The 24,736-nt window shown below is 74.6% G+C and carries 26 protein-coding genes and 1 pseudogene; 19 read left to right on the top strand and 8 right to left on the bottom strand.

Annotated features, from left to right (window positions below):
* Window positions 1-94 precede the first annotated feature (94 nt).
* Window positions 95-1,744, bottom strand: coding sequence for an acyl-CoA dehydrogenase family protein (locus AC0680_RS21715; RefSeq protein WP_478631145.1), 1,650 nt, complete (start codon window positions 1,742-1,744; stop codon window positions 95-97).
* An 18-nt stretch (window positions 1,745-1,762) separates the two neighbouring features.
* On the opposite strand from AC0680_RS21715, the gene AC0680_RS21710 reads away from it, so the two are divergent.
* The 3 genes from AC0680_RS21710 to pcaG all read left to right on the top strand — a co-directional run bounded on the left by AC0680_RS21710 (window position 1,763) and on the right by pcaG (window position 4,321).
* On the top strand, window positions 1,763-2,812 hold the full coding sequence (locus tag AC0680_RS21710) for a YihY/virulence factor BrkB family protein (RefSeq protein ID WP_478631142.1): 1,050 nt from the start codon (window positions 1,763-1,765) through the stop codon (window positions 2,810-2,812).
* Between the two features lie 103 nt (window positions 2,813-2,915).
* A complete protein-coding gene (gene pcaH, locus AC0680_RS21705; protein ID WP_478631139.1) occupies window positions 2,916-3,647 on the top strand; it encodes a protocatechuate 3,4-dioxygenase subunit beta in 732 nt (243 codons plus the stop codon).
* Complete coding sequence (pcaG, locus tag AC0680_RS21700) at window positions 3,647-4,321, top strand: protocatechuate 3,4-dioxygenase subunit alpha (protein WP_478631137.1); 675 nt, start codon at window positions 3,647-3,649, stop codon at window positions 4,319-4,321. The genes pcaH and pcaG overlap by 1 nt, the downstream gene beginning before the upstream one ends.
* A 129-nt stretch (window positions 4,322-4,450) precedes the next feature.
* Here the strand turns inward: pcaG and AC0680_RS21695 are convergent, their stop codons facing one another.
* Window positions 4,451-5,521: a PP2C family protein-serine/threonine phosphatase gene (locus AC0680_RS21695; protein WP_478631136.1), complete on the bottom strand. Its 1,071-nt coding sequence runs from the start codon at window positions 5,519-5,521 to the stop codon at window positions 4,451-4,453.
* A 242-nt stretch (window positions 5,522-5,763) separates the two neighbouring features.
* On the opposite strand from AC0680_RS21695, the pseudogene AC0680_RS21690 reads away from it, so the two are divergent.
* The 4 genes and pseudogenes from AC0680_RS21690 to AC0680_RS21675 form a co-directional block, all read left to right on the top strand.
* Window positions 5,764-6,831, top strand: a pseudogene (locus AC0680_RS21690) (NAD-dependent epimerase/dehydratase family protein); the annotation flags it as partial.
* A gap of 51 nt (window positions 6,832-6,882) precedes the next feature.
* The gene (locus AC0680_RS21685) at window positions 6,883-7,563 is read left to right on the top strand and encodes a glycosyltransferase family 2 protein (RefSeq protein WP_478631286.1); all 681 of its coding nucleotides are present in this window, start codon (window positions 6,883-6,885) and stop codon (window positions 7,561-7,563) included.
* A complete protein-coding gene (locus AC0680_RS21680; RefSeq protein ID WP_478631134.1) occupies window positions 7,560-8,234 on the top strand; it encodes a TIGR04282 family arsenosugar biosynthesis glycosyltransferase in 675 nt (224 codons plus the stop codon). The genes AC0680_RS21685 and AC0680_RS21680 overlap by 4 nt, the downstream gene beginning before the upstream one ends.
* A gap of 8 nt (window positions 8,235-8,242) precedes the next feature.
* Window positions 8,243-8,992, top strand: a complete 750-nt coding sequence (locus tag AC0680_RS21675; protein WP_478631132.1) for a class I SAM-dependent methyltransferase — start codon at window positions 8,243-8,245, stop codon at window positions 8,990-8,992.
* Here AC0680_RS21675 and AC0680_RS21670 read toward each other — a convergent pair.
* Entirely contained in the window at window positions 8,920-9,387 is a 468-nt protein-coding gene (locus AC0680_RS21670; RefSeq protein WP_478631283.1) for a hypothetical protein, read from the bottom strand. The two genes, AC0680_RS21675 and AC0680_RS21670, sit on opposite strands and share 73 nt — an antisense overlap.
* A 95-nt stretch (window positions 9,388-9,482) precedes the next feature.
* Window positions 9,483-10,736: a molybdopterin-dependent oxidoreductase gene (locus AC0680_RS21665; RefSeq protein ID WP_478631129.1), complete on the bottom strand. Its 1,254-nt coding sequence runs from the start codon at window positions 10,734-10,736 to the stop codon at window positions 9,483-9,485.
* Between the two features lie 188 nt (window positions 10,737-10,924).
* On the opposite strand from AC0680_RS21665, the gene AC0680_RS21660 reads away from it, so the two are divergent.
* Window positions 10,925-12,370 (top strand): hypothetical protein, encoded by a 1,446-nt coding sequence (locus AC0680_RS21660; RefSeq protein WP_478631126.1) that lies wholly within the window; start codon window positions 10,925-10,927, stop codon window positions 12,368-12,370.
* Between the two features lie 113 nt (window positions 12,371-12,483).
* Here AC0680_RS21660 and AC0680_RS21655 read toward each other — a convergent pair whose 3' ends face one another.
* Window positions 12,484-12,735, bottom strand: a complete 252-nt coding sequence (locus AC0680_RS21655) for a hypothetical protein (protein ID WP_468979052.1) — start codon at window positions 12,733-12,735, stop codon at window positions 12,484-12,486.
* Window positions 12,736-12,909: 174 nt separating this feature from the next.
* On the opposite strand from AC0680_RS21655, the gene AC0680_RS21650 reads away from it, so the two are divergent.
* Window positions 12,910-13,479: a MarR family winged helix-turn-helix transcriptional regulator gene (locus AC0680_RS21650; protein ID WP_478631124.1), complete on the top strand. Its 570-nt coding sequence runs from the start codon at window positions 12,910-12,912 to the stop codon at window positions 13,477-13,479.
* Here the strand turns inward: AC0680_RS21650 and AC0680_RS21645 are convergent.
* Together AC0680_RS21645 and AC0680_RS21640 are read right to left on the bottom strand one after the other, a co-directional pair.
* Window positions 13,409-14,689, bottom strand: a complete 1,281-nt coding sequence (locus tag AC0680_RS21645) for a serine hydrolase domain-containing protein (RefSeq protein WP_478631122.1) — start codon at window positions 14,687-14,689, stop codon at window positions 13,409-13,411. The two genes, AC0680_RS21650 and AC0680_RS21645, sit on opposite strands and share 71 nt — an antisense overlap.
* A 167-nt stretch (window positions 14,690-14,856) precedes the next feature.
* Window positions 14,857-15,018 carry a hypothetical protein gene (locus AC0680_RS21640; RefSeq protein ID WP_478631119.1) on the bottom strand — a complete coding sequence of 54 codons (162 nt, stop codon included), beginning with the start codon at window positions 15,016-15,018 and terminating at the stop codon, window positions 14,857-14,859.
* Between AC0680_RS21640 and AC0680_RS21635 the strand changes: the two genes are divergently transcribed.
* Window positions 15,011-15,706: an isochorismatase family protein gene (locus AC0680_RS21635; protein ID WP_478631117.1), complete on the top strand. Its 696-nt coding sequence runs from the start codon at window positions 15,011-15,013 to the stop codon at window positions 15,704-15,706. The two genes, AC0680_RS21640 and AC0680_RS21635, sit on opposite strands and share 8 nt — an antisense overlap.
* Before the next feature lie 99 nt (window positions 15,707-15,805).
* Complete coding sequence (locus AC0680_RS21630) at window positions 15,806-16,213, top strand: VOC family protein (protein WP_478631116.1); 408 nt, start codon at window positions 15,806-15,808, stop codon at window positions 16,211-16,213.
* Here the strand turns inward: AC0680_RS21630 and AC0680_RS21625 are convergent.
* On the bottom strand, window positions 16,185-17,003 hold the full coding sequence (locus AC0680_RS21625) for a lipase family protein (protein WP_478631114.1): 819 nt from the start codon (window positions 17,001-17,003) through the stop codon (window positions 16,185-16,187). The genes AC0680_RS21630 and AC0680_RS21625 overlap by 29 nt on opposite strands.
* 211 nt (window positions 17,004-17,214) lie before the next feature.
* Here AC0680_RS21625 and AC0680_RS21620 point away from each other — a divergent pair, with 211 nt between their 5' ends.
* From AC0680_RS21620 to AC0680_RS21585, 8 genes are all read left to right on the top strand, one after another.
* Complete coding sequence (locus tag AC0680_RS21620; protein ID WP_384439972.1) at window positions 17,215-17,601, top strand: hypothetical protein; 387 nt, start codon at window positions 17,215-17,217, stop codon at window positions 17,599-17,601.
* 264 nt (window positions 17,602-17,865) lie between these two features.
* The gene (locus tag AC0680_RS21615; RefSeq protein WP_478631280.1) at window positions 17,866-18,411 is read left to right on the top strand and encodes a 2Fe-2S iron-sulfur cluster-binding protein; all 546 of its coding nucleotides are present in this window, start codon (window positions 17,866-17,868) and stop codon (window positions 18,409-18,411) included.
* Window positions 18,408-19,421: an FAD binding domain-containing protein gene (locus AC0680_RS21610; protein ID WP_478631111.1), complete on the top strand. Its 1,014-nt coding sequence runs from the start codon at window positions 18,408-18,410 to the stop codon at window positions 19,419-19,421. Before AC0680_RS21615 ends, AC0680_RS21610 begins: the two co-directional genes overlap by 4 nt.
* A 39-nt stretch (window positions 19,422-19,460) precedes the next feature.
* Complete coding sequence (locus tag AC0680_RS21605; RefSeq protein ID WP_478631109.1) at window positions 19,461-21,572, top strand: xanthine dehydrogenase family protein molybdopterin-binding subunit; 2,112 nt, start codon at window positions 19,461-19,463, stop codon at window positions 21,570-21,572.
* A gap of 193 nt (window positions 21,573-21,765) precedes the next feature.
* Entirely contained in the window at window positions 21,766-22,281 is a 516-nt protein-coding gene (locus AC0680_RS21600) for an ATP-binding protein (protein ID WP_478631107.1), read from the top strand.
* A 58-nt stretch (window positions 22,282-22,339) separates the two neighbouring features.
* Window positions 22,340-22,786: a hypothetical protein gene (locus AC0680_RS21595; RefSeq protein ID WP_478631104.1), complete on the top strand. Its 447-nt coding sequence runs from the start codon at window positions 22,340-22,342 to the stop codon at window positions 22,784-22,786.
* A gap of 250 nt (window positions 22,787-23,036) precedes the next feature.
* The gene (locus AC0680_RS21590; RefSeq protein ID WP_478631103.1) at window positions 23,037-23,423 is read left to right on the top strand and encodes a hypothetical protein; all 387 of its coding nucleotides are present in this window, start codon (window positions 23,037-23,039) and stop codon (window positions 23,421-23,423) included.
* A 104-nt stretch (window positions 23,424-23,527) separates the two neighbouring features.
* On the top strand, window positions 23,528-24,736 hold the full coding sequence (locus tag AC0680_RS21585) for a PLP-dependent cysteine synthase family protein (RefSeq protein ID WP_478631100.1): 1,209 nt from the start codon (window positions 23,528-23,530) through the stop codon (window positions 24,734-24,736).

The following is a 24,736-nucleotide window of genomic DNA, read 5'->3' as shown; positions in this document are numbered from 1 at the left end:
GCGGTAACCCCCTGTCCCCGTCCCCCCGCGAGGCAACGGCCCGGAGGTGACGGGGAACCGCCGCCGCGCCGACGCCTTACGGGGCCGGCGCCGCTCAGGGCGCGTCGTCCAGGACCGGCCGCGCCCGCGCCACGACCGCCGCCAGATCCAGCGTGTGCGGCAGCGTCCCGAACGCCGCGCCCGCGTCGCCGCCCAGACGGGAGGCGCAGAACGCGTCCGCGACCTCGGGCGGTGCGTACCGCACCAGTAGCGAGCCCTGCAGCACCAGCGCCATCCGCTCCACCAGACGCCGGGCCCGGGCCTCGATGCCCTCCAGGTCGGCGAGTTCGGTGAGCAGCCCCCTGATCGCCCGGTCCAGCCGGTGGTCCGCGCCCCGCGCGGTGCCGATCTCGGTCAGGAAGGCGTGCAGCGGCTCGGGGTCGTGCCGCAGGGCCCGCAGCACGTCCAGCGCCTGGACGTTGCCGGAGCCCTCCCAGATCGAGTTCAGCGGGGCCTCGCGCAACAGCCGGGGCAGCCCCGACTCCTCGACGTAGCCGTTGCCGCCCAGGCACTCCAGCGCCTCCGCGACCACCGGCGTGCACCGCTTGGTCACCCAGTACTTCGCCGCCGGGACCGCGAGCCGCAGCAGGTGCCGGTCCTGCTCGCCGCCGCCGTCGTACGCGGCCGCCAGCCGCAGCGCGAGCGTGGTCGCCGCCTCCGACTCCAGCGCCAGGTCGGCCAGCACGTTGCGCATCAGCGGCTTGTCGATCAGCCGGCCGCCGAACGCCTCCCGGTACGCCGTGTGGTGCAGCGCCTGCGCCACCGCCTGCCGCATCACCGCGGCCGCGGCGGTCACACAGTCCAGCCGGGTCGCCGCGACCATCTCGATGATCGTCGCCACCCCGCGCCCCTCCTCCCCGACCCGGCGCGCCCAGCTCCGCCCGTCGAACTCGACCTCCGCCGAGGCGTTCGAGCGGTTGCCGAGCTTGTCCTTGAGCCGCTGGATGCGAAACGCGTTGCGGCCGCCGTCCGGCAGCACCCGCGGCAGCAGGAAACAGGTGAGCCCGCCGGGCGCCTGCGCCAGCACCAGGAAGGCGTCCGACATCGGCGCCGAGCAGAACCACTTGTGCCCGGTCAGCACGTACTCGCCGGGCGCGGCCAGCGGCTCGGCGCGCGTGGTGTTGGCGCGTACGTCGCTGCCGCCCTGCTTCTCGGTCATGGCCATGCCCGCCAGCGCACCGCCCTTGTCGGCGACCGGCCGCAGCTCGTGCGCGTAGATGTGCGAGGTGAGCAGCGGCTCCCACACGGCCGCCAGCTCCGGCTCGGCGCGCAGCGCGGGCACCGCCGCATGGGTCATCGACAGCGGGCAGCCGTGTCCGGCCTCGGCCTGGGTCCACACCAGGAAGCCGGCGGTGCGGCGAAGGTGGCCGTCGGGCCGGGACCAGGCGTCGGTCAGGCCCGCCGAGACGGCGTGGCCGAGCAGCCGGTGCCAGGCCGGGTGGAACTCCACCTCGTCGATGCGGTGGCCGAACCGGTCGTGGGTGCGCAGGACCGGCGGATGGGCGTTGGCCTGCTCGCCCCAGCGCTGGGCGTGCGCCGAGCCGGCCGCCCTGCCCAGCAGGCTCAGTTCCGCCCGTACCTCCGTGAGCCGGGCGTCGTCGAGGTACCGGGCGACGCCCTCGGTGAGGGCCGGGTCGCTGCCGAAGACGTCGTAGCCGACCAGCGGCGGGGGCTGGTTGGTGACCGTGTGAGTGGTGGCTGCCATGCCGGATACGGTAAGGAGGTGCAGCCGGCAAACGAACCAACCGAGCGGCCCGCGGGGCGTCTGACCAGGGCCCGCGTGCTGTACCGCAATGTCTCCAAGCGCCGGCTGGCCTGGCTGCTGCTCAAGGACATCGTCCACTCGTGTATGACCTACCGCGTCACCGGGCTGGCGGCCGAGGCGGCGTTTTGGTGTCTGCTGTCGCTGCCGCCGCTGATCCTCGGACTCCTCGGCGTGCTCGGCTACACCCAGGCCTGGATCGGGCACGACACGATCGACGGCGTCCGCGAACGCATCCTCGGCGCCGCCGGCACCGTGCTGTCCGGCAAGGGCGTGGACCAGATCGCCCGCCCCCTGCTGGACGACGTCTTCACCGGCCGCCGCCCCGACGTCATCTCCCTCGGCTTCGCCATCGCCCTGTGGTCCGGTTCCCGGGCGCTGAACGTCTTCGTCGACACCATCACCATCATGTACGGGCTCGACGGCCGGCGCGGCATCGTCAGGACCCGGCTGCTGGCGTTCGCGCTCTACCTGGGCGGGCTGGTCGTCGGCGCCGTCGCGCTGCCGCTGATGGTGGCCGGGCCCGACACCGTGGTGAGCTGGCTGCCGGCCAGCGAGCAGATCATCCGGGTGCTGTACTGGCCGTTCGTCCTGCTGGTGTCCGTCGCCTTCCTCACCACGCTCTACCACCTGTCCGTACCGGTCCGGTCGCCCTGGCAGGAGGACATTCCGGGGGCGGTGGTCGCACTCGGCATCTGGGTGCTCGGCAGCTTCCTGCTGCGGCTCTACCTCACCTCGACCGTGGAGGGCCCCACGATCTACGGGTCGCTGGCCGCGCCGGTCGCGGTACTGCTGTGGATCGGCGTGTCCGCCTTCGCGGTGCTGGTCGGTGCCGCGATGAACGCCTCGCTCGACCGGGTGTGGCCGTCGGTCGCCACGGCCGCGGCGCGCGAGGAGATCGCACGCCGGGCGGCGGAGCGGGACGGCGACGGGGACGAGAGCGCGGACGAGCGCGGGGGCGGGGACGGGGACGAGGGCGGGGACGGCAAGGGCGAGGGGCGCGCCGGCTGAGCGTGGTCGTCCTGGTATCGCCTGTCGCTCCGGCGGCCGGGCCTGCTTCAGTGACCAGGTACGCGTCCGCCCAGGCCCGTCCTCAACCGCAGGGAGACGGCACATGGCCCCGACCCCGCAGTCCACCCCCCTCGGTGGTCCCCGCACCCCGGAGCACCCCGCCCGCGCCCACGTCCCGTACCGCAGCGGCGAACTCCGCCGCCCCCACCTGCCGCTGGTCGAGATCGACCACCGCACCGACCCGGAGGCCGTGGAGCTGCGCGGACCCGTGTTCGGCGGCACGGACGTCGGCGCACTCGACGCCGACCTCACCCGGCAGCACGCCGGCGAACCCCTCGGCGAGCGCATCACCGTCACCGGCCGCGTCCTGGACCGCGCCGGCCGCCCCGTACGCGGTCAGCTCGTCGAGGTCTGGCAGGCCAACGCCTCCGGCCGGTACGCCCATCGGGGCGACCGGCACCCCGCCCCGCTGGACCCGAACTTCACCGGCACCGGCCGCGCGCTGACCGACGACGAGGGCCGCTACGCCTTCACCACCGTCAAGCCCGGCGCCTATCCGCTGAGCGGCCACGACAACACCTGGCGCCCGGCCCATATCCACTTCTCCCTCTTCGGAGCGGCGTTCACCCAGCGGCTGATCACCCAGATGTACTTCCCCGGCGATCCGCTGCTGCCGTACGACCCGGTCCTCGGCTCGGTCACCGACCCCGCCGCCCGCGCCCGCCTGGTGGCCGCCTACGACCACGAACTGTCCGACCCCGAACGGTCCCTGGGCTACCGCTGGGACATCGTCCTGGACGGCCCGGCCGCCACCTGGACCGAGGAGGGCCGCTGATGCCCCGCGCCACCACCCGGCCGGACCGGACCGGCACCGCGCCCGACCCTGCGCCCGGCGCAGCGCCGGCCGCGCCGCTCGCCCCGACGCCCTCGCAGACCATCGGCCCGTTCTACGGCCATGCGCTCCCGTTCCCCGGCGGCGGGCAGATCGCGCCGGCCGGCCACCCCGACACGATCACCGTGCACGGCTGCGTACGGGACGGAGCCGGCGCCCCGGTGCCCGACGCGCTGCTGGAGTTCTGGCAGGCGGCACCGGACGGCAGCCTGACCGGCGCGCCCGGCTCGCTGCGCCACGACCCGGCCACCGGCGCGGTCATCGGCCGCGACGGCGTGGACTTCACCGGCTTCGGCCGCGTCCCCACCGACGCCGACGGGCACTACGCCGTACGCACCCTGCCCGCCACCGCCCCCGCCGGCCGCCCGGACGCCGCGCCGTACCTCGCCGTGTGCGTCTTCGCCCGCGGCTTGATCGACCACCTCTTCACCCGCGTCTACTTCCCCGAGCACCCCACCGCCCACGCCGCCGACCCGCTGCTGACGCGGCTGCCCGCCGCCCGCGCGCGCACCCTGCTCGCCCGCCCGGACGGACCGGGCCGGTACCGCTTCGACGTACGGCTGCAGCGGCCGGCGGACGGCTCGCACGAGGAGACGGTCTTCCTCGCCCACCGCTGACCGCCCCGGACCAGGGCCCGTTCGACACCCGGCCGCAGCTCTCCCGGTCCGGCCGGATCGCCGCCTCCGGGCGCGCCGTGGCGGAGCCGGCGGAGAACTACACCGGGCTGTGCCTGGAGTGACGCCGGTTCAGCGGCGCTCCCGGTAGCGCACCAGCAGCATCGCCGCGTCATCGTGCAGCGGCCCCTCGGCGTGCTCGACCACGTCCTCGCGGACGGAGCGCAGCGCGGCCTCCGGGTCGGGGTCCTTCAGCAGCGCGGAGCGCTCGTCGAGGGGGTAGAAGCGGCCCGCCGCGTCGCGGGCCTCGGTGACCCCGTCGGTGTAGAACAGCAGCTGGTCGCCGGGGGTGAACGGCACCTCGTAGGGGAGCGGGGCACCGGGGCCGGTGAGGGTGAGGCCGAGCGGCAGGGCCCGGTCGGGCGGCGCGGCGAAGGCGACCGTGCCGGCGGGGCGGACGACCAGCGGGGCCGGATGGCCGTAGTTGAGCAGCGTCGCACGCGGACCGTCACCGATCTCCGCGAGCACCGCCGTGACGAACCGTTCGCCGGACAGATGGCGGTTCAGGGCCCGCTCGACGCGCTCGCCGACGGCCGGCAGATCCGGCTCGTCGTGCGCGGCCTCCCGGAACGCGCCCAGCACCACCGCGGCGCTCTCCACGGCCTCCAGGCCCTTGCCCTGGACGTCGCCGACGATGATCCGTACACCGGCGGGCGAGGTCACCACCTCGTACAGATCGCCGCCTATCCGGGCCTCGGCCACCGCCGAGGTGTAGGAGACCGCGATCCGCAGCGGGCCCGCGCTGCGCGGCACGGGGCGCAGCAGCACCCGCTGGGCGACCTCGGCGATCGAACGGACGCTGGCCAGCTCCGCCTCGCGGCGCTGCCGCATCACCGCCGCGACCACACCGGCCGCGGTCACCCCGGCCACCGACAGCAGTGCGGTCAGCCCGCGCCGGCTCTCGAACAGTCCGCTGTGGACGCCCAGGCCGAGGCAGAGGACGAACGCCGTGAGTCCGACCAGGGCGGTGCGCCGCCAGCCGCCCACCAGTCCGGCGAACGCGGGCCCCAGGGACACCAGGGGCAGAAAGCCCACTTCCGGGCCCGCCGTGAGGTCGACGACGCTGACCACGGCCATCACCGTGTAGGGGAGTACGGACAGCACACGGGAGCCGGTGCGCAGCTCCCCGTTCTCCACGGCCAAGGTGTTCTCCGACGGTGTCGTGTCCGGTGATCGGGCTACGGGGGCCGTCGGCCGTCGGAGTGTCCGAAAACGGCCCCCCAACCCCCGACCTGAGCATATGCAACCTATGCCGTACCGAAATACCTCGAATGCGCCTGTTACCGAATCGCAGTGGCCCGGGGCGAGCAGCGGGATCTTACGGACCGGTGACACGGCGGTCGTGGCGCGCGCCGGACGGCCCGGTCCCGCTTAGCGTGACGGGCATGCGAGTACTGGTCACCGGAGGCGCCGGATTCATCGGATCGCAGGTCGTCACCGCTCTCATCGCGCGCGGCCACGAGCCCGTGGTGTACGACGCGCTGCTTCCCTCGGCGCACCCCGAGCCCCCGCCGCCGCGCCCGCAGGAGCGCCGCATCGTCGCGGACGTACGCGACCGGGCGGCCGTCGACGCGGCCCTGCGGGGCATCGACGCGGTCTGCCATCAGGCGGCGATGGTGGGCCTGGGCAAGGACTTCGCCGACGCGCCCGGCTACGTCGGCTGCAACGACCTGGGGACGGCCGTGCTGCTGGCCGCGATGGCCGCGGCGGGCGTGCGCCGGTTGGTGCTCGCCGGGTCGATGGTGGTCTACGGGGAGGGGCGCTACACCTGCCCCGCGCACGGTGCGGTGCGGCCCGGTCCGCGCGGCGCCGCCGAGCTGGCCGCCGGACGGTTCGAGCCGCGCTGCCCGCGGTGCGGTGCGCAGCTGCGACCGGGGCTGGTCGGCGAGGACGCGCCCACCGATCCGCGCAACGTCTACGCCGCCACCAAGCTCGCCCAGGAGCATCTGGCCGCCTCCTGGGCGCGGGCGACCGGCGGCCGGGCCGTCTCGCTGCGCTATCACAACGTCTACGGGCCAGGAATGCCACGCGACACCCCGTACGCCGGCGTCGCCTCATTCTTCCGCTCGGCACTGGCCCGCGGCGAGGCGCCGACCGTCTACGAGGACGGGGGCCAGCGACGGGACTTCGTCCACGTACGGGACATCGCGGCGGCCAACGTGGTGGCGCTGGAGGCTCTGCCGGAGCGGGCGCCCGACACCCTGACCGCGTACAACACGGGCAGCTCGCAGCCGCACACCGTCGGGGAGATGGCGCACGCCCTGGCCGAGGCGCACGGCGGGCCGGCGCCGGTGGTGACGGGGGAGTACCGGCTGGGCGACGTACGGCACATCACGGCGTCGTCGCGGCGGATCGCCGAGGACCTCGGCTGGCGGGCGGCGATCGGATTCGCCGAAGGGATGGCGGAGTTCGCCCGGGAGGAGATGCGCCCGACGGCCGGGGCGACGGCCGGTCCGGCGGCCGGGGCGACCGGTGCCGCGGCGGGCGCCGCCCTCCCTGCCCCGGTGGACGTCGTCCTGCCCTGCCTCGACGAGGCCGCCGCGCTGCCCTGGGTACTGGCGCGCATCCCGGCCGGCTGGCGGGCGATCGTCGTGGACAACGGCTCCACCGACGGCTCGGCCGAGATCGCCCGCGACCTGGGCGCCACCGTCGTCCACGAACCGCGCCGCGGCTTCGGCGCCGCCTGCCACGCCGGACTGCTGGCCGCCGAGGCGGACATCGTCTGCTTCTGCGACTGCGACGCCTCCCTCGACCCGGCCCTGCTCGCCCCGTTCGTGGCCGCCGTCCGCGACGGCGACAGCGACCTGGTGCTGGGCCGCCGGCGCCCCGAAGGGCGCGGAGCCTGGCCGCCGCACGCCCGGGCCGGCAACCTCGCCCTGGCCCGGATGCTGCGCCGCCGCACCGGACTGCGGCTGCACGACCTCGGCCCGCTGCGCGCCGCCCGGCGCACCGCGCTGCTCGGCCTCGGCCTCACCGACCGCCGCAGCGGCTACCCCCTCCAGATGGTCGTCCGGGCCGCCGACGCGGGCTGGCGCATCGAGGAGCGCGATGTGCCCTACCGGCCGCGCACCGGCCGCTCGAAGGTCACCGGCACCTGGCGCGGCACCTGGCACGCGGTCCGCGACATGCGCGGCGTCCTGCACCAGCCGCCGCTGACACCCCGTACGAAGGAGGCGGTCCGATGACCGCCCCCGAGCGTCCGGAGCCGCTGCCGGGCCCCGGGCCGACCACGGTCCTGGTCATCGCCAAGGAGCCGGTGCCCGGCCGGGTCAAGACCCGGCTCACCCCGCCGTACACCCCCGCCGAGGCCGCCCAGTTGGCCGAGGCCGCGCTGTACGACACCCTCCGGGCCGTACGCGCCATGCCCGCCCGGCGACGGGTCGTGGTGCTCGACGGCCGGCCGGGAAGCTGGCTGCCGGCCGGCTTCGACGTGCGGCCGCAGGGCACCGGCGGCCTCGACGAGCGGCTCGCCCAGGCCTTCGCCGACAGCACCGGACCGACCCTGCTGATCGGCATGGACACCCCGCAGATCACCCCGCAACTCCTCGCCCCCGCAACGGACGTCGGCGCGTGGGACGACTGCGACGCCTGGTTCGGCGCGGCCGAGGACGGCGGGTTCTGGGCACTCGGCCTGGCCGTGCCCGACCCCCGGCTGCTGCGCGGCGTCCCCATGTCCACCGACCGCACCGGCGCCGCCCAGCGGGCCCGGCTGACCGCCGCCGGACTCCGGGTGGCGGAGTTGCCGCCGCTGTGCGACGTCGACACCGCGGACGACGCCGAGCGGGTGGCGGCCGCGGCCCCCGGCGGACGGTTCGCCGCCACCCTCGCCCGACTGACCCGGGCCGGCGAGCGATGAGCCCCGCCGTGCCATCGGCGACCGCCCCGCCCGATACCGCCTCCTGGGGAGCGGACCCCTACGCCGACGCCCTGCGCCGCGGCCGCGGCCCGCTCTTCCTGCGCCGTACCGACGGCTGGCTGCTGCCGCTGGAGGTCGAGCGCTGGTGCGCCGGGGCGGACGCCGCCGACCTGTCGGCGCTCGACCGCTGCGAGGGCGCCGTCCTCGACATCGGCTGCGGCCCCGGCCGGCTGGTCGCCGCGCTCGCCGCACAGGGCCGGCCGGTGCTCGGCATCGACGTCAGCCGGGCCGCGGTGACCCGCACCGCCGCGGCCGGCGGTGCCGCGCTGCACCGCTCCGTCTTCGACCCCCTGCCCGACGAGGGGAGTTGGGGCACCGCACTGCTCCTGGACGGCAACATCGGCATCGGCGGCGACCCGCGCGCCCTGCTCGCCCGGACGGCCGAACTCGTCGGCCCGTCCGGCCTGCTCATAGTGGAGACCGCCCCGGCGGACCTCGACGAACGCGTCGAGGTCCGGGTCGACACCGGGCAGTACGCCGTCGCCGGCCGCGGCCACGACGACGGACACCGCGCACCGGGCGCCCCGTTCCCCTGGGCCCGGGTCGGCACCCGCGCGCTGCTGCGGTACGCGGCCGCCACCGGCTGGACGCCCGCCGAGCGGTGGACCGTCGCACCGGAGTCCGCTCAGTCCCCGGCGCCCGGCCGCTGCTTCGTCTCCCTGCGCCGGCGCCGGGCCCTGCCCGACCGGCGCGGCTGAACCGTACGGCACAGCAGCCACAGGGCGGAGACCGCGAACAGCCCCGCGGTGATCAGCAGCCAGCGGGTCAGGAACCCCTGGCCGGACAGCCCGGTGGCGGCCTCGAAGTGCGCCGCCGACCCGCTTCCCGCCGAGCCCGCGATCAGCGGGAACCACACCAGCAGCAACAGCCCGGACAGCGCGGCGGGGACCCGGACGTACCCGGTCCAGGCCGCGTGCCGGGCGGTCCCCGCCGTGTACGCCGCCACCCCGCGGTCGGCCGACGAGTACAGCGGCAGCAGCACCAGATCGTGCAGCAGCGCCGCCCCGACGAACCACACGACCACCAGCGGCCACTGCCCGCCCCCCAGCAGCCGCAGCCCCGCATAGCCGGTGAGCGCGAACGAGGCGAGCATCAGCAGCAGATGCAGCGGCCCCTCGCCGTACCAGTGGTGACGCGTCAGCGCCCGCCGCCACCCTGCCGCGCGCTCCCGCCACGCGCGCCGCACCCTCACCACTCCCCGAACGTCAGCCGCGACACCCACTTGGTGTTGAGCACCCCGGGCGCCGCCGGAACGATGATCCGCGCCGGATGGCCGTGGTCCGCGGACAGCTCCGCACCGCCCACCCGCAGCGCGAGCAGCGACCGCGGATCGCGCACCTGGTTGCCGCGCAGCGCGGCCCGGCGGAACGCGCCGTGCAACTGGAGCGACTCCACCAGCAGGTCGGGCGGCTGCGCGCCGAGCCCCACCAGTGCGGCGAGGTCACGCAGCCGCACCCCGCTCCACAGCTGGTCGTCCGTCGACCAGCCCTCCACACAGGCGATCGGCAGCGCCGACTCGTGCTGCGGCAGCGCCAGCAGCGCGGCGCGGTCCAGCCGCACCCGCCGCCCGCCCCCCTCGACCGTCAGCCGCCAGTCGTCGCCGGTGTCCTGCGGCCTGATCCCCACGAACGCGGCCGTCTTGTTGATCTGGAAGCCGTTCGGTCCGCTGCCCGGGTCACGGCCACCGTGCGGCGCCAGCACGGCCGTCCGCCGCCACCATCCCCCGATGCTCTGACCGGCGGTCGTCGCGAGCAGCAGCAGCGATCCGGCGCCGACCAGCCCCAGCGCACCGCGCCGGGACACCGTCGGCCGGTCCGGCCGGACCGCCGCCAGTCCGGTGTCGTCGTCTTCCGCCCCGGGGTCCGTGCGCTCCCGCAGCGCCCGTACGGTCCGCGGCAGACGCAGCACCACATGGGCGACGAAGGCGCCGATGAACACCCACGCGCCGTAGAAGTGCAGCGGATAGAACGACCCCGGAAAGAGGTACTCCAACTGGATGTTGAGGATGCCGGTCACGAACTCGAACAGCGCGCCGCCGACCAGCAGCAGCAGTGAGACCCGCTCCAGCCCGTGCCCGACGGACCGGGCCGGCGGCAGCGTGAACAGCTTGGGGATCACCGACCACAGCTTCGCCAGCAGGATGGGCACCAGCGCGACGCCGAGCGTGACATGCACCCCCTGGGTGAGCCGGTAGATCCAGTGCGGGTCGGTCGGCCAGCTGAAGAGGTAGAAGCCCAGCAGCCCCTTGCCCGGCGTCTTGTCGTTGACACCGCCGGCCAGGTCCGGGTTGTACGCGGCGTAGGAGAGCAGGCCGGTGACGAACAGCAGCGTGATCCCGGCCAGCAGCACCACGCCGAGCACCGCGGTCAGCCGGGGACCGCGCAGCGGGCTGCGCCAGAACGACGGCGAGGTGGGGGGAACGAGACGGTGGTGGGCACCCATGATGAGTCCTCGGCGGTTCGATGAGCCCTCGGAGGTCGGCGCGACGGCGCTCCGCCGCCCGGACGAGCACGTCCGCTCCGACGGTATGCCGCCACCCGGGCCCCCAGGGGGACGCGACGCATGACGAAACTCTGACGTCGGCGGAACGGCGGGCCCCGGTCACCCCGCCGGCGCCCTAGCGTGCCGGTGTGACCTCCCGACCGACGTCTGAAGAACGCGCCGACGCGGCCGCCGCCCGCCGGACTCCGGAAGAGCGCGCCGCGCGCCGCGCCGATCTGCTGGCCGCCGCGGCCGGCGCCCTGCTCGTCGTGCTGGCCGCGGTCGTCGGCGGCGTCATCCAGCGCGCCAACGGCAGCCTGCACGTCAACGTGCCGCCGCTGTACGCCTCATGGTTCGCACACCTGGGCCCCGGCACCCCCGCCGCGCTCGCGGTCGCCGTCCTCGTGATCGCCTACGGGCCGCCGCTCGCCGACCGGCTGCCCTGGCGCCGGCTGGTCCTCACGGCCTGGGCGGCCTCCCTGGCCTGGACGTGGTCGCTGGCCCTGGTCGACGGCTGGCAGACCGGTGTCGCCCGCCGCCTCACCACCGAGTACGAGTATCTGACCGTCATCCGCCGCTTCGACGATCTCGGCCCGGCACTGCGCGACTTCACCGCGCACATCCTCAACACCGCGCCCGACCACTGGCCCGCCCATGTCGCCGGGCACCCTCCTGCCGCGGTGCTCACCTTCGTCGGCCTGGACCGTGTCGGCCTGGGCGGCGGGGCCTGGGCCGGTGCCTGGTGCATCACCGTCGGCACCTCCGCCGCGGCCGCGGTCCTCATCGCGCTGCGCGCGCTCACCGACGAGCCGACCGCGCGCCGGGCCGCCCCGTTCCTCGCGCTGGCCCCGGCCGCGGTGTGGGTGGGCACCTCCGCCGACGGCTACTTCGCCGCCGTCGCCGCCTGGTCGTCGGCGCTGCTCGCCCTCGCCGCCACCCGCCGCACCCGTCACCCCGCGGCCGTGGCCCTGGCCTCCGGGCTCCTGTTCGGCCTGACCTGCTACCTCTCCTACGGCCTCACCCTCGTCGCGCTGATCGCCGCCGCCGTGCTGCTGCTCGCCCGTACCGCGCGGCCGCTGCCCTTCCTGGCCGCCGGGGTCGCCGCCGTGGCGGCGGTCTTCACCCTCGCCGGTTTCGACTGGTGGGAGGGCTACCGCCTGCTGGTGGAGCGCTACTACCAGGGCGCCGCGGCGGTCCGCCCGTACGCGTACTGGGTCTGGGGCAACCTCGCCTGTGCCGTCCTGATCGCCGGCCTGGCGACGGTCGCCGGTCTGCGCCGTGTCTTCGCGGCCGCCCCCGCCGCGGTACGGCAGCTCCGCTCCCGGCCCCCTTCCGCCACCGGACGGGCCGGCACCGGCCCCTTGCACCGGCCCGTCGACCGCCTGGCGATCCTCGTCCTGGCCGCGCTGCTCGCCCTGCTGGTCGCCGACCTGTCGGGCATGAGCAAGGCGGAGACCGAGCGCATCTGGCTCCCCTTCGCCGTCTGGCTCCTGCCCGCCTGCGCCCTGCTGCCCACCGCCCGGCACCGTCACTGGCTCACCGCGCAGGCGGTACTGGCACTGGGCGTCAACCATCTGCTGTACACGGGCTGGTGACGTGGCATCAGTGGGCGGGGTGGGCTGTCGGGTCGGTCGGGGGTCGGTCGGGGGCGCCGGGCAGGCGTGGTCGTCGGTCCGTACGCCGGGCGCGTACGGAGGGGAAACCGGCCTCAGGCGAGGTACGTACGGGCCGTGTTCACCCGGCCGGGGCGCAGGATCCGGATCGGGCCGAGGTTGCAGGACGGGCAGTCGTTGCGGGTCAGCGGGGAGGCGACCCGGACGCCGCGGGTGAAGTAGTCGGCGCGCCGATGCCCGGACAGGTCCGTGGTGTGCCGGATCTCGTACTCCTCCTCCCAGCCGTGCCCGCAGTGCAGACAGACGAACGAATACGCCTCGTGAACCGTCTCGGTGTCCCGTTCCATGGTCACCACGCCCTCTCCCCGGCCCCACCGCGCTCGCGCCGGGGCCGGATACTTGCCGCACCTCCCATTATTGCGCCGTGCAACCGCGATCGCCGGGGCAGACCTCCAGACCGCCGGCAGCGCCCGAAGGGGCCCCTCACCAGGTGCGATGCCGTCAGCGGTATAAAGGCAGCCATGGGGCCAAAGGCAGCCGCGGGGCACGGCGACGATCCCGGCCGGGACGACGATCTCGATCAGGACGACGATCTCGACCACGACGTCGGTCTCGACCATGACGTCGAGGAGGTCATCGCCGCCGTGCTGACCGCCTCCCGGCTGCTGGTCGGGATCTCGGCCCGTGCGCTCGCCCGGACGGATCCCTCGCTCACGCTGCCCCAGCTGCGGGCCCTCGTGGTGCTGGAGGGCCGGGGGCCGGTCAAGCTCGCCACGCTGGCCGCCGCGCTGGGCGTCAATCCGTCGACCGCGATGCGCATGGTCGACCGGCTGGCGGCGGCCGGCAGCGTCACCCGGCAGGCCAATCCCGGCAACCGCCGGGAGGTGGTGCTGAGCCTGACGGCGCAGGGCCGCGAGCTCGTCGAGCGCGTACTGGCCCACCGGCATGCGGAGATCGCCGCGGTCGTGGCCCGGCTGCCGGTCGCCCAGCGCGCCGGGCTCGTGGCGTCACTGCGCGCGCTCACCGATGCCGCCGGCGAGCCGCCCGTCGCCCCGAGGCCCGCCCCGCCGCCCGAATCGGCCACCCCGTAGCAGCCGGGCCGGGGCGTCCGCCCCGCACCCGCTCCAGGGCCGTGTACACCGCTGTGACCAGACCGAGGTTGCGCGGGTCGTCGCCGGCCGTGCCGCCGCCGCACCTGTTCATGACGTAGGCGTACGACAGCCTGTTCTCCGGGTCGGCGAAGGCGTACGAACCGCCCGCCCCGCCGTGCCCGAAGGCCCGCGGATTGGGGCCCGTCAGGCCGTGGTGGTTGAGGAGGTAGCCAAGGCCCCAGCGGTGCTCGAAGCCCGTCGGGGCGAGCGCGCCGAGGGCCAGGTCGCGCTCGCCGGGCAGGCTCTGCGACCGGCGCATCTCCTCCAGGGTGGCCGGGCCGACGAGCGTGCCGCACGCCAGCGCGCCGTACACCGCCGCCAGCCCGTGTGCGGTGGCGTGCCCATTGCCCGCCGGGATCTCGGCCGAGCGGTAGGCGGCACTGTTGACGTCCCCGGTGGGGATATAGGTCAGCGCCAGCAGCACGGCGGTCAGCGGATGATCGGTGATCGACCGGAACGGCGGCTTCGGCGCGTCGGGGAACCGTTCCCCGAGCCATGCCTCGTCCAGCTGCCCGATCATGTCCGCGCAGGAGGTGTGCTCCTGGGAGGGGGTCCCGATGAACACCCGCGCGCCCATGGGCCCGGTGATCTCGTTGCGCAGGAACGCGCCGAGGGACTGCCCGGTGACCCGCCGTACCACCTCGCCGACGAGATAGCCGAAGGTCACCGCGTGGTAGCCCTGAGCGGTGCCCGGCTCCCACCACGGCGCGGTGGCCGCCAAGGTGGCGCACACCCGGTCCCAGTCGTAGGCGCGCCCCGCGGGCAGCGGCTCACCGGGCGCGATCAGTCCGGCGCGATGGCTGAGCAGCCAGCGTACGGAGGTGTCCTGCTTGCCGGCCTGCGCGAACTCCGGCCAGTAGCGGGCGACCGGCGCGTCGAGGTCCAACTCGCCCCGGTCCACGAGGAGATGGGCGCACAGCGCGGTCATCCCCTTGGACGTCGAGTAGACGTTCACGAGGGTGTCGCGCTCCCAGGCGCGGGTCCGGGCGGCGTCCGCGTGGCCGCCCCACAGGTCGACCACCGCCGTGCCGTCCACGGTCACCGCGACCGCCGCGCCGACGTCGCCGTGCTCGCCGAAGTTCCGCTCGAACGCTTCCCGTACGCCGGCGAAGTCCGGTGCGCAGTAGCCGTTGACGGTGGCTGGTCCCACGGTGGCTCTCTCCTCGCGTCGTCCTTGTGCGTGTCCCGTGAGTCCGTACGGCGCGTACCTGGGCTGGTACGCAGGGCGCGTACGTGCGGCGGGTGCCTGCGTACGGTGTGCTCGACGGGATGATCCGCCCGGTCGGTGTCCATGGCAACGAGGTGAGCCCGGACGGCTCAGCGGTGCGTGTCCGGACCGCCGGAGCGCAGCAGGAGCACCGGCACCTGGCCGTCAGGGCTCTGCGCTACCGCCGTCCGCCGGGTGGAGTCCCTGGCCGGATCCCGCCGTACTCGGTGATCACCGCCGGTCCGCGCCCGCACCATGGTCACCATGACCACGACCAGCACCACGACCGGCCCGCACGCCGGGGCCGAGGCGCGGCGCGGGACCGGGGCGCATGCCGTCGCCGCGACCGGCGACCCGATTCACCCCGCCGGCCCCCTCCTCCCCGTCGAGGCCCTCCTCCTCGTCGACCTGCAGTCGGCCTTCGTCGCGGGCGACGAAGCGGTGCCCGACGCGGCGCGGGTGCTCGACCGGAGCCGCGACCTGCTCGCCAGGGCCCGCGCCGCCGGCGCCCTCGTCGTTCATCTGCAGAACGACGGCGCGCCCGGCACCGTCGACGAGCCGCACACGCCCGGCTGGGAACTCCATCTGCCGGTCGAGCCGGGACCCCGTGAGGTCGTGGTCCGCAAGACCGAGGACGACGGCTTCGAGGGCACCGCACTGGGCGCCCTGCTCGCCGACACCGACGTCCAGGCGCTGGCCGTCTGCGGGGTCCTGTCCGAGATGTGCGTCGCCGCGACCGCCCGCACGGCCCTGGACCGCGACTTCCGGGTCGTTCTGCCGCACGACGCACACGCCACCTACGACATCCCGGCGGCTCCGGGCATCAGCGATGTCGTCCCGGCGGCCATGTCCTCCCGCGCCGCAGAATGGGCCCTGGGCGACGAGGTGGAGATCGTCGCCCATGCCGCCGACGTCGCCTTCACCCGCACCGCGTCCACCGCGTCCCGCCCCGACCGATGAATCCGCGCCCCGGGCGCGGTCCACCTCCCCGGACCGAGCGGTTCACCTCCCCGGACCCTTGGGCCTCGCAGTCCCTGCACCTCGCAACAGGAGGACACCGTGCCCGACACCACGCCCCCCGCCCCCGCCGCCGTCCAGCCCGTGATCGTCACCCCTGACCTCGAACGGCTGCGGAGCTTCTACCACGAGCTGCTCGGCGCCGAGGAGTTCACCCGTGTGCCCGAAGAGGGGCCGGTCTTCTTCGTGGGGCTGCGGCTCGGCGGTTCGGAGCTGGGCATCGTGGCGGACAAGGACGTCGAGACCGGCACCCCGACCCGCATCCTGCTCAGCTTCGCGGTCGAGGACGTGGACCACCTCCTGGACCGGGTCGCGCCCCTTGGTGGCACGGTGCGCGGCCCGGCCAATGACATGCCGTGGGGCCAGCGGGTGGCCCACATCCAGGACCCGGACGGCAATGCCGTCAACCTCACCCAGCCGGTCAGTTCTGGTTCTTCTCCAGTGCGTTGATGTACGCGTTCATGAAGTGGTCGCGGACCCCGTCGGAGGCGGGCGCGAACGCATCGGCGGTGAGCCCCTTGGCGCGGTCGAACAGGCCGGTGATCACCGGCATCGAGTCGTGGATGGTGCCCTTGGAATCGATGTAGCGCAGCGCGGAGACGTGGTGGAAGGCGGGCTCCGGGGGGAGCTGCGGCACGATGTCGTTGTTGTTGACGAAGCGGTACATGCGGTCCGTGAACGCCGCGCTGAACGCCTGCGACAGCAGCCGGTCGCAGGTCCGCGGCTGCCCGAAGGTGTAGACGCCGGCGGCCGTCACATGCGGCTCTTCGAAGTGCAGCCGGGCGCCGGCCAGCATCGCCAGCGCGCCGCCGAGGCTGTGGCCGGTGAACCACACGGTCTGGTTGTTGTCGCGGAACTCGTCGACGGCGGCGCGGACCTGCGGCCAGATGCCCGCCAGCGCCTCGCCGAAGCCGTAGTGGATGTACCCCTTGCCGCCGGGGCCGGGCCACGGCGGCGTGGTGGAGTCGGAGAGCCAGTCGCGCAGTTCCGCCGGCTCCGTCCCCCGGAAAGCGGTGATGATCATGCTCTCGCCGCCGAGGGTGTACGCCTGGGTGTCCTCCAGCGGGAAGGGCTGACGGAACTCGGTGTGATGATGGCGCACCCGGTCGAAGCCCCAGCTGTGGGCGGTGGCCTCGACGGACTTCTCGTCCTTGTACGCGAGCTCGGCGGCGCGCGCCATGCACAGCGCATGGCGGACGCTGTAGCTGGTGGCCTTCTGATCGATGACGGTACTGGTCAAAGTGGGCTCCTGGTGGGGGTCGGAGGTGGACACTGACTGCTGACGATCACAGAGAGCAGTCATCGATTACAGACAGTAACATTCATGCGGGGCGTCGCAACGTTGCGCCGTTCAAACCACTCGTTCGAGCCTCAGGTCGCACACACCGGGCCGTGGCGCGAGCCTGGAAGCGTTCGGCCCCGGAGGAAGGCCCGCAGAGGAAGGCCCCACAGTGAACAGCGCGGATCAGGCATCACACGCGGAACACGTATCGGCCGAGGTGGTGGTGGAGCTGGAGAGCTGCGCCGCGCAGGACGCACACGCCGTCTTCAGTGCGCTGCGTACCTCGTTCAGCTCAGACCGGGCCGCCGATGACGTGCCCGAGGAGATGGCGGGGCCAGGCGCGACCGTGTGGACCTCGACGTTCGATGTGAGCGAGCGCAAGGCCGAGGCCGAGCCCCGGCGGCTGAGCGCGCCCGTCATCGTCAGCCTCCAGGGGGGCTATTGGGCGGTCGACCAACTGGTCAAGGGCCTGCAGCCGGCGTTCGCGGTACAGATTCTCGGCATGGCCGCCGGCGACCAGGAAAAGGAAGTCGAACTGCGCCTGGAATCCCGCTGACGGGCGGTGGGCATCCGCGTCACTCCACCCGCCCACCCCCCGTAAGGGGGGTGGGCGGAGGGGAAAAACCAAAGGAGGGGGTGGGCGGAGGGGAAAGACAAGCGGCGGGGGAACACGTACGGCACGACCCGCACCGGAAGGTATGACCGAGTGGAGCCCACCAACGACCCGCCGGCCGACGGCCGCAACGACCCGCCGGCCGCCGACGGCAACGCCCCGGCCGACCCCGACGGCGCCTGGCCGGAGGCCGGTCAGGCGTCCGAGCTGGTGCTGCACGTCAACGACCGGACGCACCCGCTGACCCTGGATCACCGGACGACGCTCCTGGACGCGCTCCGTGAGCACCTCGGTCTCACCGGCGCCAAGAAGGGGTGCGACCACGGGCAGTGCGGCGCCTGCACGGTGCTCGTCGACGGGCGGCGCGCCAACAGCTGCCTGCTGCTGGCGGTGGCGCAGGACGGACGGCGGATCGTCACCGTCGAGGGCCTGGCCGGCGGGGAGCGGCTGCACCCCCTGCAGGAGGCCTTCCTGGAGCGGGACGCCCTGCAGTGCGGCTACTGCACCCCGGGCCAGATCTGTTCGGCCGTCGGGGTGCTGGCCGAGGCGGCCGACGGCTTCCCGTCCCACGTCACCCCGGCCACCGCGGACCCCGGGGCCCCGGTGGAGCTCGGCGCGGACGAGATCCGCGAGCGGATGAGCGGAAACCTGTGCCGCTGCGGCGCGTACCCCCGGATCGTCGAAGCGGTCGGGGACGTCGGTGCCGAGGGCGCGGCGGCCGGTTCGCCGGCCGGTCAGGGGGTGGCCCTGTGAAGCCGTTCGGATACGTCCGCGTGGCGAGCATCGAGGAGGCCGTACGGGCAGCCGGCGGCCGGCCCGGCGCACGGTTCCTCGGCGGGGGCACCAACCTCGTCGACCTGATGAAGCTGGGCGTGGAGACGCCGCGGCTGCTCATCGACGTCACCCGATTGCCGCTCGACCGTGTCGAGGAGCTGCCGGACGGCGGACTGCGCATCGGCGCGATGGTCCGCAACAGCGATCTCGCCGCGGCCGTCCCGGTACGCGAGCGCTACCCGGTCCTGTCGCAGGCGCTGCTGGCCGGTGCCTCCGGACAGCTGCGCAACACCGCGACCACCGGCGGCAACCTGCTGCAGCGCACCCGCTGCCTGTACTTCCAGGACACCTCCAAGCCCTGCAACAAGCGCGCCCCGGGAAGCGGCTGCCCGGCCCGTGAGGGCGCGCATCGCGACCTCGCCGTACTGGGCCACTCCGAACACTGCGTCGCCACCCAGCCGTCGGACATGGCGGTCGCGCTGGCCGCCCTCGACGCCACCGTGCACCTGCACGGCCCCGACGGCGAGCGCAGTGTGCCGGTGACCGACTTCCACCGGCTGCCGGACGAGCAGCCGGAACAGGACACCGTGATCCGGCCCGGCGAGCTGATCACCGCCGTCGAGCTGCCGCCCGCGAGCCCCGGCGCGCGCTCGCGCTACCGCAAGGCCCGTGACCGCGCCTCGTTCGCCTTCGCGCTGGCCTCCGTCGGCGCCGTACTGGAGGTCCGGGACGGTGTCGTACGGCGCGCGGCGCTGGCGTTCGGCGGGCTCGCGCACCGGCCGTGGCGCGCCCGCGCGGCCGAGGAGGTGCTGCAGGGCGCGCCGGCCACCGAGGAGACCTTCGCACGCGCCGCCGACGCCGAACTCGCCGCGGCCCGGCCGCTGCGCGACAACGGCTTCAAGGTCCCCCTGGCCCGCAATCTGGCCGTCGGAGTGCTGTCGGACCTGGCGGACCTGTCGGACCGGCCGGACCCGGCAGCGCGCGGTTGACGGTTGACGGAACCGACCCCCACCCCCAAGGACCCCGCCATGACCCCCCAGTTCCCGTCAGGTCCACCTCCCTATCCCCTGGGTGCGCCCCTCGTCCGGCGGGAGGGCCGGCTGAAGGTGACCGGCGCCGCCCGTTACGCGGCCGAACACACCCCGCCGGACTGCGCCTACGCCTGGCCGGTTCCGGCGACCGTCGCCCGCGGCCGGGTCACCGCTGTGGACACCGCGCAGGCGCTCGCGCTGCCGGGGGTGTGCGCGGTGCTGACGCATGAGAACGCGCCCCGTCTCGCGGCCGCCGACGATCCGACGCTGTCGGTGCTCCAGGAGGACCGGGTGCCGCACCGGGGCTGGTATGTCGCGCTGGCCGTCGCGGACAGCCTCGAAGCCGCCCGCGCCGCCGCCGAGGCGGTGCGCGTCACCTACGAGTCCGACGCGCACGACGTGCGGCTGAGCGCCGGGCATCCGCGCCTGTACGCGCCGGAGACGGCCAACGGCGGCTATCCGGGGACCCGGGAGCGCGGCGACTTCGACGCGGCGTTCGCGGCCGCTCCGGTCACCGTCGACGCCACCTACACCGTGCCCCCGCTGCACAACCACCCCATGGAACCGCACGCCTCCACCGCCCACTGGAGCGACGGCCATCTGACGGTCCATGACTCCAGCCAGGGCTCCACCAAGGTGTGCGAGGACCTCGCCGCGCTGTTCAAACTGGACAAGAGCGACGTCACCGTCGTCTCCGAGCACGTCGGCGGCGGCTTCGGCTCCAAGGGCACGCCGCGCCCGCAGGTCGTACTGGCCGCGATGGCCGCCCGGCACACCGGGCGGCCGGTCAAGCTGTCCCTGCCGCGCCGCCAGATGCCGGCCGTGGTCGGGCATCGGGCGCCCACCGTCCAACGGGTGCGCATCGGTGCGGGCGAGGACGGTGTCATCACCGCCCTCGCGCACGAGGTCGTCACCCACACCTCCACCGTCAAGGAGTTCGTGGAGCAGGCCGCGGCCCCGGCGCGCGTCATGTACACCTCGCCCCACAGCCGCACCGTGCACCGCGTCGTCCCGCTCGACGTGCCGAGCCCCTCGTGGATGCGCGCGCCGGGCGAGGCGCCCGGGATGTTCGCCCTGGAGTCGGCCGTCGACGAACTCGCCGTCCTCCTGGACATCGACCCGGTCGAACTGCGGATGCGCAACGAACCGGACACCGAGCCGGACAGCGGCCGCGCCTTCAGCAGCCGGCACCTCGTGGGCTGCCTTCGGGAGGGCGCCCGGCGCTTCGGCTGGCAGCCGCGCGATCCACGGCCGGCCGTCCGGCAGGAAGGCCGCCTGCTGCTGGGCACCGGCGTAGCCTCGGCCACCTACCCCGTCCTCCAGGCGGCCTCCGAGGCCGAGGCGCACGCGGACGCCGACGGCGGTTTCCGTGTCCGTCTGAACGCCACCGACATCGGCACCGGCGCCCGCACCGTCCTCGCGCAGGTCGCCGCCGCGGCGCTGGGCGTGCCGGAGGAGCGGGTCGGCATCGAGATCGGCAGCAGCGATCTGCCGCCCGCGATGCTGGCCGGCGGCTCGGCGGGCACCGGGTCGTGGGGCTGGGCCGTGCACAAGGCGTGCACGGGGCTGCGGGCGCGGCTGCGCGACCATGTCGGGCCGCTCCCGTCCGACGGGTTCACGGTCACCGCGGACACCCGCCAGGAGGCGGCCGAGCGGTCCCCGTTTGCCCGGCACTCCTTCGGCGCCACCTTCGCGGAGGTCCAGGTCGACACCGTCACCGGGGAGGCCCGGGTGCGCCGGCTGCTGGGCGTGTTCGCGGCCGGGCGGATCCTCAACTCCCGTACGGCGCGGTCGCAGTTCATCGGCGGCATGACCATGGGGCTCGGGATGGCCCTCATGGAGGGCAGCGGTCTGGACCCCGCCTTCGGCGACTTCGCGGAGTGCGATCTGGCCTCGTACCACGTGCCGGCCTGCGCCGACGTCCCGCGGATCGAGGCGTACTGGCTCGACGAGGAGGATCCCCATCTCAACCCCATGGGCAGCAAGGGCATCGGGGAGATCGGGATCGTCGGCACCGCCGCGGCCGTCACCAACGCCGTGCGGCACGCCACCGGCGTCCGGTTGCGGGATCTGCCGCTCACGCCCGACAAGCTCCTGCCGCATCTGTGAGGCGGTCGGGCCGGCCGGGGCGGCCGGGGCGGACGAGGGCGGGGGGCTCCGGTGGCCCAAGATCTGTTGCGGAAGCCTCGCCGTCGGGACACCATGACAAATGACCCATACGTGATTGATGCTCACTCTTCGTGTTCGGGGTTCGTTGGTCCAACGAGGTGAGGGCGTGAGCCTCGCGGTGAGGAGCCACGACATGACACTTCCCAGCGACCGGCACTACACGGTCGAACTGCATGCCTCGGCGGAGCGTGTGCCGCAGATCCGGCGGATCCTGGCCGCGCACCTGCGGTACTGGAGTCTCGAGCTGCATATTCCGCCCGTATGCCGGGGAGTGGCGGAACTCCTGACCAACGTCCATCGCCATATCGGCCCGGACGCCCGCTGCGTCGTCGAACTCCGCTGGTCCGGACGCCATCTGACGGCCTCCGTCGCGGACGAGGGCCCACGGCTGCCGAAGCTGCGCAGTGCCGGCGGCGGCGGACTGTCCACGGTGGCGGCGCTGAGCGACAGTTGGGGCACCTGCGGGACCCCGGACGGCAAGGTCATCTGGTTCACCCGGCGGGTGAAGGAGACCCGCAGCGCCCCGCTGACGAGCCAGGCCCCGCTGCGCAGCGTGCCCGACGCGAAGGGGCAGCCGGCCATGCCGCCGGCCCTCCCGGTCGAGCCGCCGGCCGAGCACCGCCGGCACGCCTCACCGGCAGGCCGATAACCGTCTGGCGGGCACCGGGATACCGGCGACGGCCGCCCGCCCCGGTTACGATCGGGGCATGGCGACGGCCCGTTCGATCAACGGCAGTGTGCGGAACCGCGGTTCAGCGGTTCCGTTTCGTCTGCTGTGGCTGGCCGCGTTGCTGATCAGCGTGCTGGTCGCGCACGGTGCCCGGGCGGAGAGCGCCGAGGGGCACCTGGTGAGCGCCGTGCCGATCGCGGCCGCTTCGGCCGCGTCCGCGGACTCCGGCGCCTGGCTCGCCCCCGAGGACGGCGGCCGAGCCGAGCGCCCCGGCCACCCCGGCCACCCGGGTCAGCACTCCCACGAGCTGTGTGTGTCGGCGCCGCCGCAGCAGGGCACTTCGGTGGCGCATCCGTGCGCCAAGCCCCTGGCGGGCTCGTCCTGGCGCGCGCCGACGCAGGGCCGCTCCGGGCCGCTCCCGGGCGCCGCCGCCGCGCCTCCGCCCTTGAACGGCGCCACGGGTTCCGTCGTTCGGCAGGTGTAGAGCCGCAGGTCCGGTTTCCGGCCAATTCCGGTTCACGCCCTGCTGACTTCGCCTGCCCGCGTGCGCGTTCGCCTGCTCTGCTGCGACGCGGCGACGGCAGCCTCTCGGAGGACCCGTGCCCGCCCCTGCCCCGTTCCGCATCCGGTATCGGATGCCCCACCGCCTCCCGTACCGCCTTTCGTACCGCATTCCACACGGTGCGACGCTTCCCCCCGCGCCCCGCCCCGCGCCCCGGTCACCGCTTCGGCCGGTGCTCCGCCGGACGGTCCGGCCGACGTTCCTTCTCCTCCTGGCCGTCGGGCTGCTGTCCGTGCTCCTGCCGTGCTCCGACGGCACGGACGGGCACCACCATGTGGCCGTACCGGCGGCCGTGGCCTCGGCGCGGTCCGAGCCCGCGGCCGCAGCGCCCGCCGCAACGGACGACGGCCACTCCGCCTCCGAGTGCGGGCCCGGCGCGCAGGGGCACCTCCCGCAGGGCCGGACGGCCCCGGAGGCGCAGGGCGCCGCACCCGCGGTCCTCGGGGCCGCCTGTGCCACCGCCGTGCGGCGGCCGGCGCCCCGGCGCGCGGGCGGGTCCCGCAGACCGGTGTGCGACGGCCGGTCCACCCTCGCCGCCCTCTGCCGGTGCCGGATATAGGAGCCGCGGCCGCGTCCCGCCGCGCGGTGGTGCCGCCGAGCGCCACCGCGGGCGACGCGCGACGAGCGTCCCTGTCACTCCCCACACCGTAGCGAGAGCGAATCATGCACTCTGTTTCCACGGCTGCCGGCTCCGGCCCCTTCGGGGTCCCGGACCACCCGGCCCCCGGCGTCTCCCACGGCCCGGGCACCCCCGGCCCCGCCGCAGGCATCCCCGGCCTGGTCGGCAACACCCCCGTACTGCACATCTCCGAGCCGCTCACCCCGCCCGGCCGCGGCTTCTGGGCGAAGCTGGAGGGCCGCAACCCGGGCGGCATCAAGGACCGGCCGGGCCTCCACATGGTCGAACGCGCCCGCGCCCGCGGCGAGCTGCGGCCCGGCGCCCGGATCATCGAGTCCACCAGCGGCACCCTCGGGCTCGGTCTGGCGCTGGCCGGGATGGTCCACGGCCATCCGGTCAGCCTGGTCACCGATCCCGGCCTGGAACCCTCGATGACCCGGCTGCTGACCGCCTACGGCGCCCAGGTCGAGCTGGTCGGCGAACCCCATCCGTCCGGCGGCTGGCAGCAGGCCCGCCGCGACCGGGTGACCGAGCTGCTCGCCGCGCACCCCGGATCGTGGTGCCCGGACCAGTACAACAACCCCGACAACACCACCGCCTATCTGCCGCTGGCCCTCGAACTCGCCTCCCAGCTGGGCCACATCGACGTCCTGGTGTGCAGTGTGGGTACCGGCGGGCACTCCGCCGGGGTGTCGCGGGTGCTGCGCCAGCTCTACCCCGAGCTGCGGCTCGTCGGGGTCGACACCATCGGCTCGACGATCTTCGGCCAGCCCGCCCGCCCCCGGCTCATGCGCGGGCTGGGGTCGAGCATCTATCCGCGCAACGTCGCCTACGACCAGTTCGGCGAGGTGCACTGGGTCGCACCGGGCGAAGCGGTATGGACCTGCCGCCAGTTGGCCTCCTCGCACTACGCCACCGGCGGCTGGAGCGTCGGGGCGGTCGCGCTGGTCGCCGCCTGGCAAAGCCGCGTCCAGCCGGCCGGCACCCGCATCGCGGCGGTCTTCCCGGACGGACCGCAGCGGTATCTGAGCACCGTGTACGACGACGAGTACTGCGCCGCCCACGGCCTGCTCGACACCCCGCCGGCGGACGCGCCGCAGACCCTGAGCCACCCGGACGAGCGGGAGGTCACCGCCTGGAGCCGGTGCGCGAACGTGGTGGATCCGCTGGCCGCGACCGGGCCGTCGGTGGCAGGACGCCCCGACGGTGCCGGCCTGGTGCCCGCCGACGCGCCGCGGGAGGTCGTCCGGTGA

This window comes from Streptomyces sp. NPDC043738 (genome assembly GCF_056436545.1).
Note: the sequence above shows the minus strand (reverse complement) of the source record. Positions and strands in the feature narration are given on the sequence as shown.

Bases quoted from the DNA above. Each gene is read 5' to 3' on its own strand.
- AC0680_RS21670 (WP_478631283.1), bottom strand. From the start codon at position 9,387: ATGCTCGCCTCGTTCGCGCTCACCGGCTATGCGGGGCTGCGGCTGCTG.
- AC0680_RS21665 (WP_478631129.1), bottom strand. From the start codon at position 10,736: ATGGGTGCCCACCACCGTCTCGTTCCCCCCACCTCGCCGTCGTTCTGG.
- AC0680_RS21595 (WP_478631104.1), top strand. From the start codon at position 22,340: ATGGCGACGGCCCGTTCGATCAACGGCAGTGTGCGGAACCGCGGTTCA.
- AC0680_RS21650 (WP_478631124.1), top strand. From the start codon at position 12,910: ATGGGGCCAAAGGCAGCCGCGGGGCACGGCGACGATCCCGGCCGGGAC.
- AC0680_RS21635 (WP_478631117.1), top strand. From the start codon at position 15,011: ATGACCACGACCAGCACCACGACCGGCCCGCACGCCGGGGCCGAGGCG.
- AC0680_RS21655 (WP_468979052.1), bottom strand. From the start codon at position 12,735: ATGGAACGGGACACCGAGACGGTTCACGAGGCGTATTCGTTCGTCTGT.
- pcaG (WP_478631137.1), top strand. From the start codon at position 3,647: ATGCCCCGCGCCACCACCCGGCCGGACCGGACCGGCACCGCGCCCGAC.
- pcaH (WP_478631139.1), top strand. From the start codon at position 2,916: ATGGCCCCGACCCCGCAGTCCACCCCCCTCGGTGGTCCCCGCACCCCG.
- AC0680_RS21605 (WP_478631109.1), top strand. From the start codon at position 19,461: ATGACCCCCCAGTTCCCGTCAGGTCCACCTCCCTATCCCCTGGGTGCG.
- AC0680_RS21715 (WP_478631145.1), bottom strand. From the start codon at position 1,744: ATGGCAGCCACCACTCACACGGTCACCAACCAGCCCCCGCCGCTGGTC.
- AC0680_RS21600 (WP_478631107.1), top strand. From the start codon at position 21,766: ATGACACTTCCCAGCGACCGGCACTACACGGTCGAACTGCATGCCTCG.
- AC0680_RS21680 (WP_478631134.1), top strand. From the start codon at position 7,560: ATGACCGCCCCCGAGCGTCCGGAGCCGCTGCCGGGCCCCGGGCCGACC.
- AC0680_RS21585 (WP_478631100.1), top strand. From the start codon at position 23,528: ATGCACTCTGTTTCCACGGCTGCCGGCTCCGGCCCCTTCGGGGTCCCG.